Here is a 15437-nt window from a genome sequence, read left to right as displayed (position 1 = left end):
CGACGCCATCGCCGGCAAAGGCCATCACCGCCTGGACCAGTTCCCAGTCGAAGATCCTGCCATATTCCGACCCGGTCGCCGCCCGCAATTCGGTGCGACCATTCTCGGTCTGGAGCAGTTTAACCTGCTCGCCCCGGTGGTTGATCAACCCATGCTGCAGGTTGATGCCGGCAAGCGCGGCAGGCAGCTGGCGCAGATAAGAGGCCGGGGCACCGACGAGACTTGCTACCTGGCCAAAGGACCAGTTAGTGGGTGCAAGCGGTCGATCATCGCCCGGCGCCACCAGCATCAGCCGCTCTGGATTGTCGCTTTTCGCCTCGACCCGGATCGAGCGGCTTTCAACGATACGCGTGGTCGCACGGTCCGCGCGGCCGCGCACGGCATCATAGAGACTGGTCAACGAGAGATATTTCTCATCGTCCGGACGGGAGAACCACTCGGACGATACGCGGCTGCTCATGCGTCCGCGCGAGACATCGATCCGATAGGGCGCCGTAACGCGGGGGCTTTCGTTCATGGGGGCAAGGATCGCCATGGAAATCGTCTCCTTGAGATGCAAAGCGACAGGTGCTTCACCGCCCCTGTCACATCCCCGCCCCTCCCTTCCCTTTCGCGCACCGCGATATTGGGTTCACGAGACCCCGACCGGCGGCAGCAGGTACGACGGCGGCTTGTATGTTTTACAAATTGGCGTATATGTTCAACGAAAGGAGGCCATGATGGCGACGAAGCATGAGGATCATCTGTCTCAGCGACATGAAGCGGTCGTGGCCGCTGCCAAGGCGGCGGGTTTACTGTCGGGCACGAACAGCGCGGTCGGCGCCCGCGTGCCACGCGAACTCATCGATCGCGCCAAGATGCGCAGCGGCATCGCCTCGACCACCGATCTTGTCGAATATGCGCTCGCCAAAGTGGCGCTTGAGGATGATTTTGGAGCCAGGCTAGTGCGCCGAAAGGGCACGATCCCTGCGGATATTGCGCTTGGGATTTGATCGCAAGGCCTCGTTGCGCCGGATCAGGCCGCAGCGATCTGGTGCCAGGCTGTCGCGACGACCCGAAGAGGCATTGCCGCTTGTTCACAAGGCAGCTGTCATAGGCCGCGAGCTTCTGCTCGACACGTGCGTCTATATTGATGTGCTTCAGGGCAAGACACCGGTTGAAGTAGATTGTTTGCTGGAAAACCGGATCGTCAATCATTCCTGCGTGGCGCTTGCCGAAATGACCCACCTGATGGGCGCGCTCGATCCTGCCGACAAGCGCACGGCGTCGGTGCTCAAGACCCTGGGACGGACAATCGACGATATCCCGGAGCATCGTCTGAGCGCCCCCTCCTCCCGCATGTTCGGAGAGGCCGGTATGCTGGCAGGCATGGTCACACGGCTTTGCGGCCAACCCCATTCGATCGCCCTGCTCAACGATGCCCTGCTGTTTCTGCAGGCTGCGGCGACCGGCTGTGACCTGCTGACCGGCAACCGGCGCGATTTCGATTTTTTCGATCAGATCATTCCGGGGACGGGCGTCATCCTGTATTGACCCGTCACATAGGCACGGGAAACCGACCATCATCTCGACGGGCAGGATCGGTCAGGCAACATGCCAGCAGCACCAGCGTTCAGCCGCCTGTCGTGGACTGAGCAGGCCATGATTGTCGGCACACCATGTACGGAAGGAAGGATCGAGCGCGAGCCCCTGATCGGCGAGCCGGTCGATGACGTCCTGCATGAAGCGATCGACTGGAGCGATGGCGGCCCCGGCTCGAGCATGAGCGACCGCAGCCTGAAGTTGCGTCACCATTTTCTCGGCTTCATCGATCGAAATATCCTCGACGGCGCGTAATCCGCCGCGCGGTCCGCAGATGGCCAAAGTTATGATTGCTGTGCCAGACGGAATCCGGCCCAGAGCGTCGATATGGACATGTCGGGACATGCCAATCTCCTATGATGTGAGGCGCGAGAATGTCAGAATAGGCTCAACTGTCGCGGCATCGATCGCTGCGATGCCCCTGGCTCGTGCGATGGCGGAACGGCGCCTTGCGATGGTGATGTCGGGCCGGTCGCGATGGTCGCGCGTTGGGCGGTCTCAGCCACGGGTTCACGACGTTGGCGAAGGGCGAACCGAGCGGTCCATCCCCCCAATATATGCGCCGGGGCGAACCAATGGTCCTGTATCTCGCCCGACAAGGCGTTTCCGACCATGAGATGGGCTGGAATATGAAGAAATGAAAACTGGATATAGGCCATGTGGATCGCACGCGGATCGATATCGATCGCTGTCACATGAAGGTGCCGCTGATAATTAGCCCGATATCGCGCATGGCCTCGGCAAGCGCGATCACCATAGGAAATGGCGCTCAGGAAGCCCTTAGCCATTCGTAGAGAAGATGATCGTCAGGACCATATTGCGAACCGATGGCGATCCGGATCAGGCGGCCGTCGCAGGCGAAGGCGGAGGCCCTGGGAAAGGACAGGTAGGAACGACCTTCGAGGATCAGGTCGCCCGAGCGCACTTCGGTGATGTCGCGGGTCGTTCCAAGAAGTCGATGACCAGACGGTGCGTCCAGAAGCTTCAGCCGATCACCGGCTTTTACACGCTTCTTGAATGCCGCTAATGACAGGACCGTATCGACGGGATTGCGGATACCCTGACGTTTTGCCAATGCCGCCCAATAGGCCTGGCCGATACGCGCCTCGCTGTAGAAACTGCATGACCAGAAATCCTGCAACGGATTGGTCCGCGTGAACCCGAACCGTTCCATCTGATCGCGCACCTCGACGATGAAGGCATCCTGCGCTTCACGGCCGGTGAGGTCGTCCGGGGTATCGAGGATTTCCGCGATGACCTTGCGTCCGCCCGCAAAGGTCTCGGTGCGGATCGCAAAGCCGGTGCCAGTAAAATGCTGTACGACATGGCGTTCGATCCGGGAGGCGAGCGATGGCAACGCTTCGCCGGCGCGGTAGAGATCGCCTTCATAATGGAAATTGCCGCGTTCGTCATGGTCGGTCTGGCTATACAGGCGCGCGGACGCGCCCGGCGCGTTAGCGTCGGTCATGATGTCATCCTTATGGTTCGATCAGATTTGGAGGGGCGAGTGCGTCAGGCCGGCGGCACTTCCATTAAGGGAGGCTCGCTGTGGTCTGCTTCATTTCGGGCAAGAGCCCAGTCGAGATAGCCAAGACGCGTGTCACCGTTGGCGACCTCGGCCTGCCAATCGACCGAGGGATATTGTGGATAGTCGATCCATGGATCAGGCGGTTCCACCGGTGGCGCCACTGCAGATCGGATCAAACGGCGCGCCAGCTCTTCCTGGGTGCTCGCAAATTCGACATGATCGGCAAATATCGCGCACCATCCTCCGCCAAAGGCGTCGCGACGTGGGCGCGAACAGCCATAGCTCCAGTCGAACCCGACAGGCGCGGTCTGCAAGCTCTCCTGGCAACAGCGTCGGATGAGTTCAGCAATCGGACCTGGTTGGAAGTCGGTCGTGCCATAAATGGCGACAATGCACTCGGCTGCACCCGCAATCTCGATCTCAGCCCCGAAATGCGGGAAGTCGGGATCATCGAAGATTTCGAGCAGGCCGTTGAACGGATTGGCGAGATCGGTCGGCATGAAGGCGGCGAGGAACTCAGCGCTCGGTTCCCCCGGGGCAAAATCACCCAACAGGTCGGACGCGTGCTGCCACGCCTCCTCGATCAGCGCGCCTTCACCGGCCGTGCAGGTAAACGCGAAGGAAGCTTGAACATAATGGTCAGCCATGCACCAGCTCCATCATTGCTTCATCGTTCGGTTCTTCATCGACGAGCACCAGCGGCGGCGGGTTCTGGCGCGCAAGCTGGTAGTCAGTTTCGATTGCCGCGATGCCTCCCAATTCCCGAATGCGTTCGATCGAGAAGAGCTGCTGGTCATCTTCGGTCGTCAGATAGTGTCGCGGTTCGCCATGGCCCCTGTAAATGACGCGGACAGAGGGGAAGGTTCCTGCATATCCGCCCGACCATCGGACATAATGAAGGCCAAGACGTCGACAGCTTTCTTCAATTCTCCCGAAGCATCCATTGGCCACTTCGTGATCCATCAAGGTGAGAGGATCATTTACAGGAAGATAGGCGGGATCGAAGGGCGCTCCGTCCCAATCCACAGCCGCATTGTCGTTGCCGATCGCCTGAACGAGAACCGAATATTGCGGACGGGGACGCACACCGCCTATCATGATATGCGCGGATACACGGTCGGCCATGACATGCCTTTCGTAGTTACTGGACTCCAGTCGGTCTCCCCCTTCTCACCCCCTCCCCTTTCCTGGACCGTATGACCGTTACTCATTCCTGCCTTGCATGAGCTGTGGTTTCCCGTTTAGCTACAGCGCAGTTCCAGTCCGGCGAAAACCGGCATCCTCCATTCATTCCTCAACCAGGAGTCCTTTCGTGGCCGATACCGAACAGTCTGATTTCACCGCAATGACGGTGCAGTTACTGAGCGCCTATTTCTCCAACAATCAGGTTCCAGCCGGCGACATCGCCGGCATCATCGAAGCGACCCGCGGCGCGCTCGAACGGAAGACCGAGGTGGAAGTGCCAGCGGCCCCCGATCATGTTCCTGCTGTATCGATCCGCAAGAGCCTTGGTTCACGCGAGCACATCATCAGCATGCTTGATGGAAAACCGTACAAGACCCTCAAGCGGCATCTGGCAGTCAACGGGCTGACACCCGCCGAATATCGCGAGCGCTATAATCTTCCCAAGGATTATCCCATGGTCGCGCCTGCCTATTCGGAACAGCGGCGCATCGTCGCGCAAAAGCTCGGCCTTGGACGGCGGGTTGTCGTGAAAGCACAGGATGCTGCTCCGGTGGTGGAAGCATCACCCGTAGTTGAGGCGACACCGGTTGTCGAAGCCGCGCCGGTTGTCGAAACCGCGCCGGCAGTTTCGACGGAAGCTAAGCCCAAGCGCGGCCGCGGCAAGGCGGCCGCTGCCAAACCCAGCGAACAGGCCGAAATCGTATCGTCCGAACCTAAGCCAGAACCTTCGACTGTGCCTGCAAAAGCGGAGGCCGCGACAATAAAGCCTGCCAGGAAGAAGCTGGGCGTACAAACGACACCGCGAACTGCGAAGGCCACGACAGCGGCCCTGAAAGAGCCGTTGGAACCCGCAGTATCAGAGCCTGCAAAGGCCAAACCCGCCAAGCCAGCTACCGGGAAAGAGACAACTGGAAAGGCCGCGACGCCAAAGGCTGCGGCAGCCGCTAAGCCGAAAGCCGCAAGGCAACGCGCATCTGCGGAGGACAAAGGCGCTGCTAAGGTAGCAGCACCAGCGTCGACGGAGTGATATCCTGGACGAGGTGCGCCATAACAAGCCGCACCTCGTCTGTTCGATGATCAAGCAGCGCCTCAACAGCAGTAAGGCAAATCTGATCACACATGCGATGCCATGATTGTTCTTCGGGATATTCTGCCAGCCAGCGTCAGACATCATGATGCCATGAGCGGGCGATAGCCTGTTTCATCGTTCATCTCTTCCTCCCAAGCAATTATCCGGAAGTCGTCCAGCGTAACGCCGCAATCCTCCAGCATCCGGGCGGCCAAGTGCGGATTTTCCGCCACCGCGTCCGCGAGGTCGCCAGCTTGGCCGCGATACGTTTCGTGCCAACCCCAGCGATCATCGTCCTGTAGCGAAGGATCGCGCTCGATCACCAACAGGGAAGCGTCGAGTTGCAACATGGCGGCGAGCAGCTTCTCGCAATGGTCGACGTTAAGCGTTTCCCTCGGCCCATGCTGGCCATGATAGCCGACCGACAGGTTGGTGCATTCAGGGACAATGCCGGCATATTCGTTGGTGTCAGTATAGACCCCCGTATCGTCAGGCCGATAGCGGAAGCCTGGATTAAGGTCATTGAGAGCGGACGCCAATCTAGCAGCAAAAGCGTCCGAGCATGTTCGCCCGTAGCTCTGATGGGTGATGACGTCGCTGAGGCCGGCACGGTCGAAAGCGATTGCTGCGTCGATATCCTTCAGCAGATCCGGCGTATTGCGCGCAATCCAGTGCGATCCGAGGCAGCCTTGCTCTTCGCCGCGATGGAACAGGTAAAGGCCGGGGCGGCCTGCCGCGATCATGTTGAGCATGATCCATATCCCGGCCCCATCGTCGGCACCGAGCGACATGCCGGCCTTGCCCTTACACAAGCTGGCGATATCGAGTTCATCAATGCCTACGTCCTGCTGTCCGCCGCGTGCAGCGACAGTATCGACATGAGAACTCCACATCACCCGAGGTCTATCCCCGATGGTCAGTATCCGGTTGCCGAAGGCATCGGCCTTCATACCAGGAATCCGATCGAGATATTCCTGGCAGAAGGCGCGTTCGACGGGGCTGTTATGAGGACGTGCCCAAGACAGGATTTCGAGCAGGCCGGTCCGGCCTGCAACATGATGATAGGTCATGGGATCAGGCTCCTGCTTGGGAAGCGGCGGCGCTCGATAGCGGCGCTGTCATCGCGATGGCGGGAAAGCGGCTTCCGGGAATGCCAGGCGACAGGTGGTTCTCGCCCGGTGAGCATGAACCATCGTGCGGCTTATCGACATCATGCCGGAGCGCTTCGCGACGAAGGCGCTCTGCCTCGTCTCGCTCACGCTCTAGCCTTGCGGCTCGGGCGCGCTCGCCAGCGGCCTGCCACTTGGCGACGTCCGCATGGATCGCCGCCATTTCATCGTGGAACTGGCGGTAAGCAAGGATATGCGCATTGGCGCAAGAGGTATCGTCATCGTCAAACGGCTCGGGGAGATGGTCGTCGGACAGCCATTCGCCATGATATTCGGTGAGGTCCTCCATGTGGAACCAACCGCCGGAGCCATCGCATTGGCGGCAGCAACGGCTGATCCACCATTGGCAGCGATCTTCGAGATAGACGGCGCCGAACGCCACTGCATCTTCTTCAATTATGCTATGCGAACTGTCGTCCGCATAGACGGTGATGAAGTTTTCGTCGTCACTATAGTGGCACTCGTTATGCTCACAGAAGCTACTGTGGTTGTGGAAGCAACTGTAGCACCATTCCTCATATCCACCGCCACTGAGATATACTGAATCATAGGGACTGCCGTCACTGTCGCAATGCGGACAATACCAAGGGTCGTTTGCCAGCCCGGTCGTACTCTCACAGGAGATACTACCGTGGCCGATAACGAGATATTCGCCATCATCGGCAAGGTCGCCACCTGCGTCGATATACGGAACGACAAAATGGTCATCATCCTCGATGCGTCGGATGCGAGCGCCGTTCAGGCTGCCTTCGGTGTAGCCGGCGCCCTCAAGCAATAGCGTCAGACGGGAGACATCTCCATAGATTCTGGTGTAGATTTTACGGCTTGGCCAAATGACGCTGCGGGCTTTGGCGTCCTCGCGCGATCCAATATAAGCGAGAGCTGTGTCCGGCCCGGCATAAACGCGTGTCGGATGACATGAGCTATCAAAGCCGCACGCCGTATGCGCCATGCAGCTGCTGGGGCCGCCGACATAGACGTCTTCGATCTCGTCTGCGTCCTGGGTTATCTTGAGCGTGTCCTCATGCAATTGGACGGACAATCTGGCGCACCAGCCTTCTATCGCGTTGTTGTCCAGATGCTCGCAGAAGAAGCGGTTAAGGTAGCGACCCGGCGACATCACCAGTTGGCGATCCATTGCCCCTTTTGCGGCATTTTCGGTGAATGCGATTTTACCCGCCTGCTCCATTGAGACATGGCAAAAATGCGCCTCATGCTTCGACTGGTACCAAGGTTCGTCGTGCCAGGGTGTCGGTTGATACGTACCGTCGGCAAAGCGGAGCTTCTCGCGAATCTGCCAGTCGAGGTCGCCAATCTCCGCGCCGACAAGCGCGACACGGAACCCGACATCAGGCGCGCGCTCAACAAGCCGCTGCAGGGCGGCTTGCGCATCTTCAAAGCTCGACCACACATATTGCTGATCGCCATGTGGTGCATAGTTGAATTCGATCGTTACCGGCCGCCAATCGGAAGCCGAATAGGGAGACAGGATTTGGAATTGTGCCATGGACGTGACTCCACGCAGCCGGGTGCAGCGGGCACGGGCTGGATTGTTGGGCTAGGATTGCGGGGCTCAGCGAGGGAGCGGCTGCACGTCGACTATAGTGCCGACGGCCAAACCTCGGTTCGTCTCAAATGGATAAGCCGGAATTTTCCAGGGGGCGCTACGCCGCGGGAGGATCCAGCCCGATCCGGCTCTCCTTTTCCCGCTCTCCTTCATTCCGTCCCCTGACTTTGCAGGAAGGATAGATCAGACCCGGTGACGGGGGATCGGCTCGAGGCTATGGAAGAGCATGGCTATTCCACTCGACTATCTCGGCGAACTCGATCGGCTGCTGCTTGATCAAGGCGAGGATTGCATGCTGCTGTCGCAGCTGGACGGTTTCCTCACAGGGATACTTGTCAGTCCCGACCTGCTTGCACCAAGCCAATGGCTGAAGATGATCTGGGTCGGCGAAGACGGCACGGGCATGCTGGATTTCACCAACCTGGGCGGTTTCCAGCATTTCACAGACCTCGTCATGCACCATTATCATGTCATCCTGGCCTGCCTGGGTCAGCCGGGCAGCTTCGAACCCGTGCTGGAGATCGACACACGGTCGGACGAGACATTGTGGGAGATGTGGATCGAGGGTTTCGGACAGGCGATGGATCTTGCCCCTTCGGGCTGGCAGCGTGTCCTCAATGACGATGATCCCGGTTGCCGCGCCGCGATAGAGGGTATTCGCGAACTTCGCTCGTTTGCCGATGGGACGAAAAAGTTGACTCTCACTGCGGAAGACCAATGGGATCGGGAAGCACCTGACCTGATCCCGATTTGGGTCGAGATGCTGCACCAGTGGCGAATTGAAAATGACCCCTACCGACCGGTCACCATCAAGCGCGAAAAGACAGGGCGTAACGATCCATGTCCCTGCGGGTCAGGCGCCAAGTATAAGAAATGCTGCGGTCTGAATTAAATGATCGCGGACAACTGCGGGCGCGGCATGACCGTCAGCTGGGTCTTCCTCTGCGCGCTTCCAAACCCGTCAACCCGATGAAGTTAAACGGCGATCGACATCCGCCCCGGCTGAAATCGTCTCCGACAAAAGCAGCAGACACGTTCGCTCTTTCACGTGCCGACCGCAATCATCCGGGCATGCCCTCATTGCCATAAAGAAAGTCCTGGCTACGTGCCGCTTCGGGGCCAGTTGTCGTCTTGGCTGTGGCGGCCAAGCGCACCTCTTCCAGCCAAACGCGGCGGCTGGCCCTGTCAGTAGGCATATTGACCGGAACAAGACGGACAGCAGCGTGCCCCTCACGGGTCAGGATGATTTCTTCCCCTGCTTCCGAGCGCCGAACAAGGTCGATGAGTTGGCCTGCCGCATCAGGTATGGAAATATGCATAGGCCATTATTCCTGGCGATTAAGGGCAGCGGCTCATTTTAGACAGTTGCACAGTTACATCCAAGGCCGAAACCGGGGGCGGGGACTAAGCCGTGCCCCCGGCCATGTTCAGGCGGCTTGCGCGAAGCTTTGGTCGCCTTCGTTGCCACCTTCCTTGTTCACCATGTCCGCCAGGTCGTGGTCGCTATTGTCGGGCGAGGTCAGCTCGTCGCCGCTTTCGGGGGCGGCGAACCGCATTTCCTCGGGCAGCCAGGCGAGCGCCCGTTCCTGGAGTTCGGGCTCGATGATGACATCGCCACCGAACAACCGCTCGGCCGAGGCGGCCAGATCGTGCTTCTTCGACCCGGAATAGCGTACCCGCAACTCCAGTCCGCCAATCTCCTCGAACAAAGCGAGGATGCCAGGCTTGGTCAGCTTGTCGAAATAGGTGAGCGCCGTCGGCCGCCACCAGGCAGCGACATCGATCCCGAGCTTCCGCCCCAGATGATCGAGAAAGCCTGCCTCGCGTTGTCCGGCAGGAACGGCATGAAGCGTGCGTGCGATCACCCATCCGAGCCAGGCCGCTCGTGCATCGTCTGGCAGCGCGCAGAAGGCGTCGTAACGATCTGGAACTGCCGGGTGGTGGAGCCAGCTCCGATCAAGCGCCCCGTCAAGCTTCGTCCATTCACCCGCCGCCGCTGTTTCCGGCTTGAAATCGGGCAAGAGACGGGAAGGCACCGAAGCCCGCAGATCGCTCGGCATGTCGAAGGCCGCCAGGCGGGATTCACGATCGACCATGATGAAGGTGCCGAGATCTAACGCGAACGCGGGATCACTGGCGACGTGGACCGCAAGAAGCTCAGTCTTCATCATCGCCAGCATTTCGCGAAGGCGCAGGCTCATCACCGGGCGAGCGTTTTCGGCAGCATCGTTCTCCTGCGTTTCAACGCTGGCATTATCGTCGCCCTCGTCGCCTTCATCATCGGCCTCGCCGCTCTCCTCGTCAGACGCCGGCGCGATATAGAGTTGATGATGGATTTGCGGTGTGCCGTCTTGGCCGAGCACCACATAGCCTAGAGCGGTCGCTTTCTGCTCAGGATCGATCACAACCTCGCGCTCTACGATCGCCGTGAGTTCCGCCTGGAGGGCAGCATAGCGCTGTTCCTCATCCTCTTCCGGCTCATAGGCCTCGTTTTCGGCGAGCAGTTCGATCTCGGCAATCTCCTCCTCAATCTCCAGTTTACGCGCTTCCTGCGCCTGCGTGAGCGGTTCGGCGACGCCGGTCAGCGGTTGCATCGCATAGGTCTCCATATAGGGGATTCGCGCGCCGGTGACGATGCGTACTTCCCCCAGGCCTTCACGCTCGCGGAGTGCCTCGGCGTGCGCGGCGAGTTTCGTCTCCGCCAGATCATCGAGAATATGGGTGTCGATCCAGCGCTCGTCCGCTGCAGTGGAGAACAGGTCCGCGTCCTCTACACGGCCACCTGCCGCGATATAGGAATCCCGCCCGACCAGCAGGGCCTTGGGATCGGTTGCGCGATAGCTGTAGCCATTGAGCGCCCGCCGGATTTCATTCACATTGTCGCGGGAATAGCTGCCTCGCAACGTCTCCCAGATCGCCGTCTGACGGGCGGTGTCCGCGGTCGTCGCATAGGCCTTGGCCACGTCGAGCGTGATTTCGTCAGCCTCGAGCGCATCGAAGATCGGCTGGGCGAGGTTCGCGAGACGCAGGCGCCCGACAACAAAGCGTTCCTCGATGCCAAAGCGCTTGGCGATCTCCGCCGTGCTGCGGCCCTCGACCTCGATCAGATCGCGAAATGCCAGACAATCTTCGGCAGGCGACATCTGCAGCCGGTCATAATTTTCAGCAAGGCTGATTTCGCGGCCGTCCTTCGCTTTGGCAAGAACAAGGACGGGGACCTCATAATCGGCAGGCAGCGTTCCCTTCTCGATCAGGCGATGGATCGCATCGAGGCGGCGGCCACCGGCAGTGATCCGATAATGACCTTTCTTACGGGAGACCGGCACGCCGACGAGATTCTGGATAAGTCCATGCCCGGCGATGCTGGCTTCGAGTTCAGCGTCAGCGCGCGGATCGGTCCGCTTGCGCACATTGACGGGCGACTTGGTGAGATGGGTTGCCGGGACGAGGATGGATGGCTTGGTCATGCAACAAACTCCGCAAAAGCTGCGGCCCGCACATCGAACCGCGCATTCGCTTCCTTCCCCCTCTCCTTTCGTTTGCGCCGTTTTGAGGCGTGACGGCACAGTGCCGTGACGCTAGACACGGCAGCTGCACAATTTCAGGAGGACGTTTTATGAACAATTCCGAGCTGGCTGAAGCGCTCAGCGCCGATCATGGACTGACCAAGGCTGACGCACGCAAACTCGTTGACGCCCTGTTTGGGGTCATTGCCGACGCGGCGGCCAAAGGCGACGAGATTTCGCTGAACGGGTTCGGCAAGTTCAAGGTCAAGGACGTTGCAGCGCGCGAGGGCCGCAATCCGGCCACCGGCGAAACCATCGCCATCAAGGCGTCGAAGAAGCTGACGTTCACCCCCGCCAAGGTGATCAAGGACCGTCTTAACGGCTGACCTATATCGCTGCTCTGCTGCCAACAGGTGCAGGGCAGCGGAGCCGCATCATGGTAATCAGGCAGCGCGTGACTGCCCTTCCAGCACATCCGCCCAATCATTATTGGGCGGCGGCGGCCACGCGCTGATGATCTCAAGGCCAGGACGCTCATAGGCGAGGCTCGCATTTTTGTTGGCTTTCCATCCAGCCTCATCCCGGTCGAACAGCAGAACGAGGCGTTCGAGACTGTCGGGTAGCAGGATATGGCCGGCCCGTTCTGTCCCGAGGATCGCCCATACCGGGATCTTGTGCAGTTGCATCGCCGCCAGCGCGGTCTCGATGCCTTCGGCGAGGCCGAGCACCGAAGTGGGAGGCATGAGTTGTACCGCGCCGCGCCCCGGACGTCCGAGCATCATGCGGGGATCGGCAAGATCCTTTGCTTTGGTGGCAGTTGCGGCATCAAGGAAGGTGCGGTGGATGGCGACGAGCCGTCGTCTCTCCCGCACGGCTGCAATCATGGCGGGCCGGAACAGCGCGCGGCTGCCTCCTCCCAGCGGCGTGCGTGGATTATAGCGCAGATCATGCCAGGGCGGCGTGAGCAGGCGCCCAGACAGGTAGCTTTGCGCGGGCGTTCCCACGAGGGATGTGGATGCGTTCCATATGCGTAGGGCTGGCCCTGCACCCGCGTGAGGCGAGGGCACGTTGCGCGACAAATCGGAAATGTGTTGCTCCGAATGGGGCAGGCGTAAATGCCGGATTGCTCGCAGGACGTCTCTCGTGTCGCAACCGGCAAAGCATTTGAACAGCAGCGCGCTTCTACCAACACGGATAGACAGGCTGGGATTATGGTCGTCATGGGCCGGACACAGGCATAGACCGCGATCCATTTGCCATGTTCCGCCTAGCTTTCGGCAAAGTGCTTCGCCCTCGAATTCAAGTTTTAAAGATTTCATTGTTATAGTCTCGCATAGGTTCATCTTCCCTCTCAGCCTCCCCTCCGGTGCGATCGATCTTTTTGCACTTGAGAACCAGGCGGACTTCCGAATTGATTGGGTCTCGAGCGTTATCAGGAGTCTGACTGGATGATGCTGTTCGATCTTTTCATAATCGAGCAGTGGAATTTGGATGAAGTACTGAGGCAATTTTTTCCCAATTCCGCCGATCCGAGACCAGCGGGTGTCTATCGCAGGACCATCGAAATGTTGGGTGATGATCTACTTGATCGCATTCTCCATTCTCCTGATCGCAGGCGAAGTTTCATCAGGTTGTCGGGCCGGACGCGGGCAAAAATGGCCAAGATGATGCATAGTCTTGCGACACCGCTGCTTGAATGAGTACCCAGATGACCTGCCCCCCGTTAAACACGATGGCCCCTGTGAAGCGTCCCGGGTTTTCCGGAGGCTCCTATTTGTGAGAAGGAGCCACGATGAGCGCTACAAGGAACAAGTTTTCACCTGAGTTTCGCGACCGCGCGGTGCGTATGGTGGAGGAGCACCGAGGGGATTACCCCTCGGAGTGGGCGGCGATGAGTTCGATTGCCGCCAAGGTTGGCTGCACGACGGAGACGCTACGCCGCTGGTGTCGCGAGGAGGCGAGCCGACGAGCGGGACCAGCGGCGCAGACCGCCAGCGATCGGGATCGGGTCAAGGCGCTGGAACGCGAGGTGAAGGAACTGCGCCGGGCCAACGAGATCCTGCGCAAGGCCTCGGCATATTTTGCTCAGGCGGAGCTCGACCGCCACGGCAAATGGTGATGTCGTTTATCGACGCGCACCGCGAGGATCTGGGTATCGAGCCGATCTGCCGGGAACTGGCGATCGCCCCGTCCTCCTATCACGAGCATGCTGCCCGACTTGCCGATCCCGGCAGGCGTCCGGCCCGTGCCCGCCGCGACGACGAGTTGCGCGAGGCCATCAAGCGTGTTCACGATGCCAGCTTCGGTCTCTACGGTACGCGCAAGGTCTGGCATCAGCTGCGCCGCGAAGGGGTGGCAGTCGCCAAGTGCACCGTGGAGCGGCTGATGCGCACCATGGGCCTGGCAGGCGTGCGGCGGGGCAAGACGACGGTCACCACCGTCAGCAACCCGAAGGCCCCGTGCCCGCTGGACAAGGTCAACCGCGAGTTCCGCGTCAGCCGGCCGAACGCTCTGTGGGTGGTCGATTTTACCTACGTCCATACCTGGGCGGGGTTCGTCTACGTCGCCTTCGTGATCGATGCCTACGCTCGGCGGATCGTGGGCTGGAAGGTCAGCACCAGCGCCACGGCGGGCTTCGTGCTCGATGCACTGGAGCAGGCGATCCATGCCCGCAGGCCAAGTGCCGAGGACGGGCTGATCCATCACAGTGATAGGGGAACCCAATACCTTGCCATGAACTACACCCAGCGCCTGGCAGAGGCCAACCTCGTCCCGTCGGTGGGCAGCGTCGGCGACAGCTATGACAATGCCTTGGCCGAGACGATCAACGGCCTCTACAAAGCAGAAGTGATCTGGCGGCAGCGATCCTGGCCGAGCGTATCAGCCGTCGAAATGGCAACCCTGCGCTGGGTCGATTGGTTCAACAATCACCGCCTGTTCGGCCCTATCGGGCATATCCCACCCGCCGAGGCCGAAGCGAACTACTATGCAGCCCGAGAGACCCTCGATATGGTTGCATGACCCAAATGAAACTGCCTCCGGAAAACCCGGGACGCTTCACTGCGCGTGTACAAGCGCGTCGGGAGTGATGCTCTCGTCTTGCTCGAACGCCCGACGCGTTTGTGCAGGCGTCCGATTTCCCAACGACGAGTGGGGCCGGACATTGTTGTAATCATAGCGCTAGATGGCCAGCTTCCGGCGCGCATCGGCCAGGCTCTCAAACAACTCCTCGTTGAGCAGTTCGTCGTGCAGCGAGCCGTTGAAGGACCGATGAACCCATTCTGCTGAGGTTTGCCCGGGTCGATGATATGCCACTCGACCTTTTTCTTGCCAGCCCATTCTAGGGGCGCCCGACTGACGAACTCGGTTCCGCTATCGCTGACAATGCAAGCCGATTTGCCATAGAGCCGTACCAGCGTATCGAGTTCGCGCGCCACTTGGGCACCCGAGATGCTGCTATCTCCGACCAGCCACAGGTTCTCCCGGCAGCAATCGACCAACTCACGACCTTCACTAGCCGTAATGTGAGCGGCCGCTTGTGCTGGAACCAGCCATTCGTCTCATCCAAGGTCACCACCGGCTGTTCCATGTCGCGAGGATGCAGCACGCTGATCATGAGGGCTTAGCTTTTTTGGTTTTCCAGTACAGCCAGTTGAGGAAGGCGTCTGATTCCGAAAAGTTTGCGCCGCCAAGTCGCGCGCCTAACCCGCCTTATTCACCAAAAGTGTCCTGAAGGGTTGGCGGGAGTGGCGTAAGCCTCTGATCTGAATTAGGAACTGGGTGTCTAAGCCGAACCTGCCGCAGGGCAGAAAATGCCACGGGCCACACCCGC

The 15437-nt window shown here is 59.9% G+C and carries 16 protein-coding genes, 3 pseudogenes and 1 other annotated feature; of the genes and pseudogenes, 7 read left to right on the top strand and 12 right to left on the bottom strand.

Going from position 1 to position 15437, the window contains the following annotated elements:
• Positions 1-535, bottom strand: a pseudogene (locus tag SxD43FB_RS21370) (DUF932 domain-containing protein); the annotation flags it as partial.
• Positions 536-716: 181 nt separating this feature from the next.
• Here SxD43FB_RS21370 and SxD43FB_RS21365 point away from each other — a divergent pair.
• Positions 717-992 carry a hypothetical protein gene (locus SxD43FB_RS21365; RefSeq protein ID WP_237748978.1) on the top strand — a complete coding sequence of 92 codons (276 nt, stop codon included), beginning with the start codon at positions 717-719 and terminating at the stop codon, positions 990-992.
• The gene (locus tag SxD43FB_RS21360) at positions 982-1533 is read left to right on the top strand and encodes a hypothetical protein (RefSeq protein ID WP_037480206.1); all 552 of its coding nucleotides are present in this window, start codon (positions 982-984) and stop codon (positions 1531-1533) included. The genes SxD43FB_RS21365 and SxD43FB_RS21360 overlap by 11 nt, the downstream gene beginning before the upstream one ends.
• A 51-nt stretch (positions 1534-1584) precedes the next feature.
• Here SxD43FB_RS21360 and SxD43FB_RS24935 read toward each other — a convergent pair whose 3' ends face one another.
• The 5 genes and pseudogenes from SxD43FB_RS24935 to SxD43FB_RS21335 all read right to left on the bottom strand — a co-directional run bounded on the left by SxD43FB_RS24935 (position 1585) and on the right by SxD43FB_RS21335 (position 4234).
• Positions 1585-1926 (bottom strand): hypothetical protein, encoded by a 342-nt coding sequence (locus SxD43FB_RS24935; protein ID WP_141249581.1) that lies wholly within the window; start codon positions 1924-1926, stop codon positions 1585-1587.
• 32 nt (positions 1927-1958) lie between these two features.
• A pseudogene (locus SxD43FB_RS26130) lies at positions 1959-2297 on the bottom strand (SAM-dependent DNA methyltransferase); the annotation flags it as partial.
• Positions 2298-2350: 53 nt separating this feature from the next.
• The gene (locus tag SxD43FB_RS21345; protein ID WP_096063886.1) at positions 2351-3049 is read right to left on the bottom strand and encodes a hypothetical protein; all 699 of its coding nucleotides are present in this window, start codon (positions 3047-3049) and stop codon (positions 2351-2353) included.
• 44 nt (positions 3050-3093) lie between these two features.
• Positions 3094-3756, bottom strand: coding sequence for a hypothetical protein (locus SxD43FB_RS21340; RefSeq protein WP_096063885.1), 663 nt, complete (start codon positions 3754-3756; stop codon positions 3094-3096).
• Positions 3749-4234 carry a hypothetical protein gene (locus tag SxD43FB_RS21335; RefSeq protein WP_096063884.1) on the bottom strand — a complete coding sequence of 162 codons (486 nt, stop codon included), beginning with the start codon at positions 4232-4234 and terminating at the stop codon, positions 3749-3751. The genes SxD43FB_RS21340 and SxD43FB_RS21335 overlap by 8 nt, the downstream gene beginning before the upstream one ends.
• Positions 4235-4421: 187 nt before the next feature.
• On the opposite strand from SxD43FB_RS21335, the gene SxD43FB_RS21330 reads away from it, so the two are divergent.
• Positions 4422-5321: a MucR family transcriptional regulator gene (locus tag SxD43FB_RS21330; protein ID WP_096063883.1), complete on the top strand. Its 900-nt coding sequence runs from the start codon at positions 4422-4424 to the stop codon at positions 5319-5321.
• 143 nt (positions 5322-5464) lie between these two features.
• Here the strand turns inward: SxD43FB_RS21330 and SxD43FB_RS21325 are convergent, their stop codons facing one another.
• Both SxD43FB_RS21325 and SxD43FB_RS21320 read right to left on the bottom strand, forming a co-directional pair.
• Complete coding sequence (locus SxD43FB_RS21325; protein WP_096063882.1) at positions 5465-6433, bottom strand: M28 family peptidase; 969 nt, start codon at positions 6431-6433, stop codon at positions 5465-5467.
• A 4-nt stretch (positions 6434-6437) separates the two neighbouring features.
• A complete protein-coding gene (locus tag SxD43FB_RS21320; protein WP_096063881.1) occupies positions 6438-8039 on the bottom strand; it encodes a hypothetical protein in 1602 nt (533 codons plus the stop codon).
• A 286-nt stretch (positions 8040-8325) separates the two neighbouring features.
• Between SxD43FB_RS21320 and SxD43FB_RS21315 the strand changes: the two genes are divergently transcribed.
• Positions 8326-8991, top strand: coding sequence for a UPF0149 family protein (locus SxD43FB_RS21315; protein WP_043152331.1), 666 nt, complete (start codon positions 8326-8328; stop codon positions 8989-8991).
• A gap of 169 nt (positions 8992-9160) precedes the next feature.
• Here SxD43FB_RS21315 and SxD43FB_RS21310 read toward each other — a convergent pair whose 3' ends face one another.
• Positions 9161-9418: a type II toxin-antitoxin system prevent-host-death family antitoxin gene (locus tag SxD43FB_RS21310; protein WP_096063880.1), complete on the bottom strand. Its 258-nt coding sequence runs from the start codon at positions 9416-9418 to the stop codon at positions 9161-9163.
• A 108-nt stretch (positions 9419-9526) separates the two neighbouring features.
• Positions 9527-11566 (bottom strand): ParB/RepB/Spo0J family partition protein, encoded by a 2040-nt coding sequence (locus SxD43FB_RS21305; protein ID WP_096063879.1) that lies wholly within the window; start codon positions 11564-11566, stop codon positions 9527-9529.
• A gap of 149 nt (positions 11567-11715) precedes the next feature.
• Here SxD43FB_RS21305 and SxD43FB_RS21300 point away from each other — a divergent pair, with 149 nt between their 5' ends.
• Positions 11716-11991 (top strand): HU family DNA-binding protein, encoded by a 276-nt coding sequence (locus SxD43FB_RS21300; protein ID WP_043152326.1) that lies wholly within the window; start codon positions 11716-11718, stop codon positions 11989-11991.
• 57 nt (positions 11992-12048) lie between these two features.
• Here SxD43FB_RS21300 and SxD43FB_RS26125 read toward each other — a convergent pair whose 3' ends face one another.
• Positions 12049-12609 (bottom strand): toprim domain-containing protein, encoded by a 561-nt coding sequence (locus SxD43FB_RS26125; RefSeq protein ID WP_255245846.1) that lies wholly within the window; start codon positions 12607-12609, stop codon positions 12049-12051.
• A 444-nt stretch (positions 12610-13053) separates the two neighbouring features.
• Between SxD43FB_RS26125 and SxD43FB_RS25410 the strand changes: the two genes are divergently transcribed.
• Together SxD43FB_RS25410 and SxD43FB_RS21285 are read left to right on the top strand one after the other, a co-directional pair.
• Positions 13054-13305 carry a hypothetical protein gene (locus SxD43FB_RS25410; protein WP_162472458.1) on the top strand — a complete coding sequence of 84 codons (252 nt, stop codon included), beginning with the start codon at positions 13054-13056 and terminating at the stop codon, positions 13303-13305.
• Positions 13306-13397: 92 nt separating this feature from the next.
• Positions 13398-14626, top strand: a protein-coding gene (locus SxD43FB_RS21285) for an IS3 family transposase (protein WP_096063876.1) whose coding sequence is annotated in 2 segments (ribosomal slippage) — positions 13398-13683 and positions 13683-14626 — 1230 coding nt in all. Because the reading frame shifts where the segments join, the coding sequence is not laid out codon by codon here.
• Positions 13679-13793 (top strand) — a sequence feature (AL1L pseudoknot). Its footprint overlaps the gene before it by 115 nt.
• Here the strand turns inward: SxD43FB_RS21285 and SxD43FB_RS21280 are convergent.
• Positions 14590-15099 (bottom strand): annotated as a pseudogene (locus SxD43FB_RS21280) (integrase core domain-containing protein); the annotation flags it as partial. The gene SxD43FB_RS21285 and the pseudogene SxD43FB_RS21280 sit on opposite strands and share 37 nt — an antisense overlap.
• Positions 15100-15437 lie beyond the last annotated feature (338 nt).

The sequence above is a fragment of the Sphingobium sp. D43FB genome (assembly GCF_002312805.1).
Lineage (GTDB): Bacteria > Pseudomonadota > Alphaproteobacteria > Sphingomonadales > Sphingomonadaceae > Sphingobium.
This window is presented reverse-complemented; position numbering and strand designations above follow the sequence as displayed.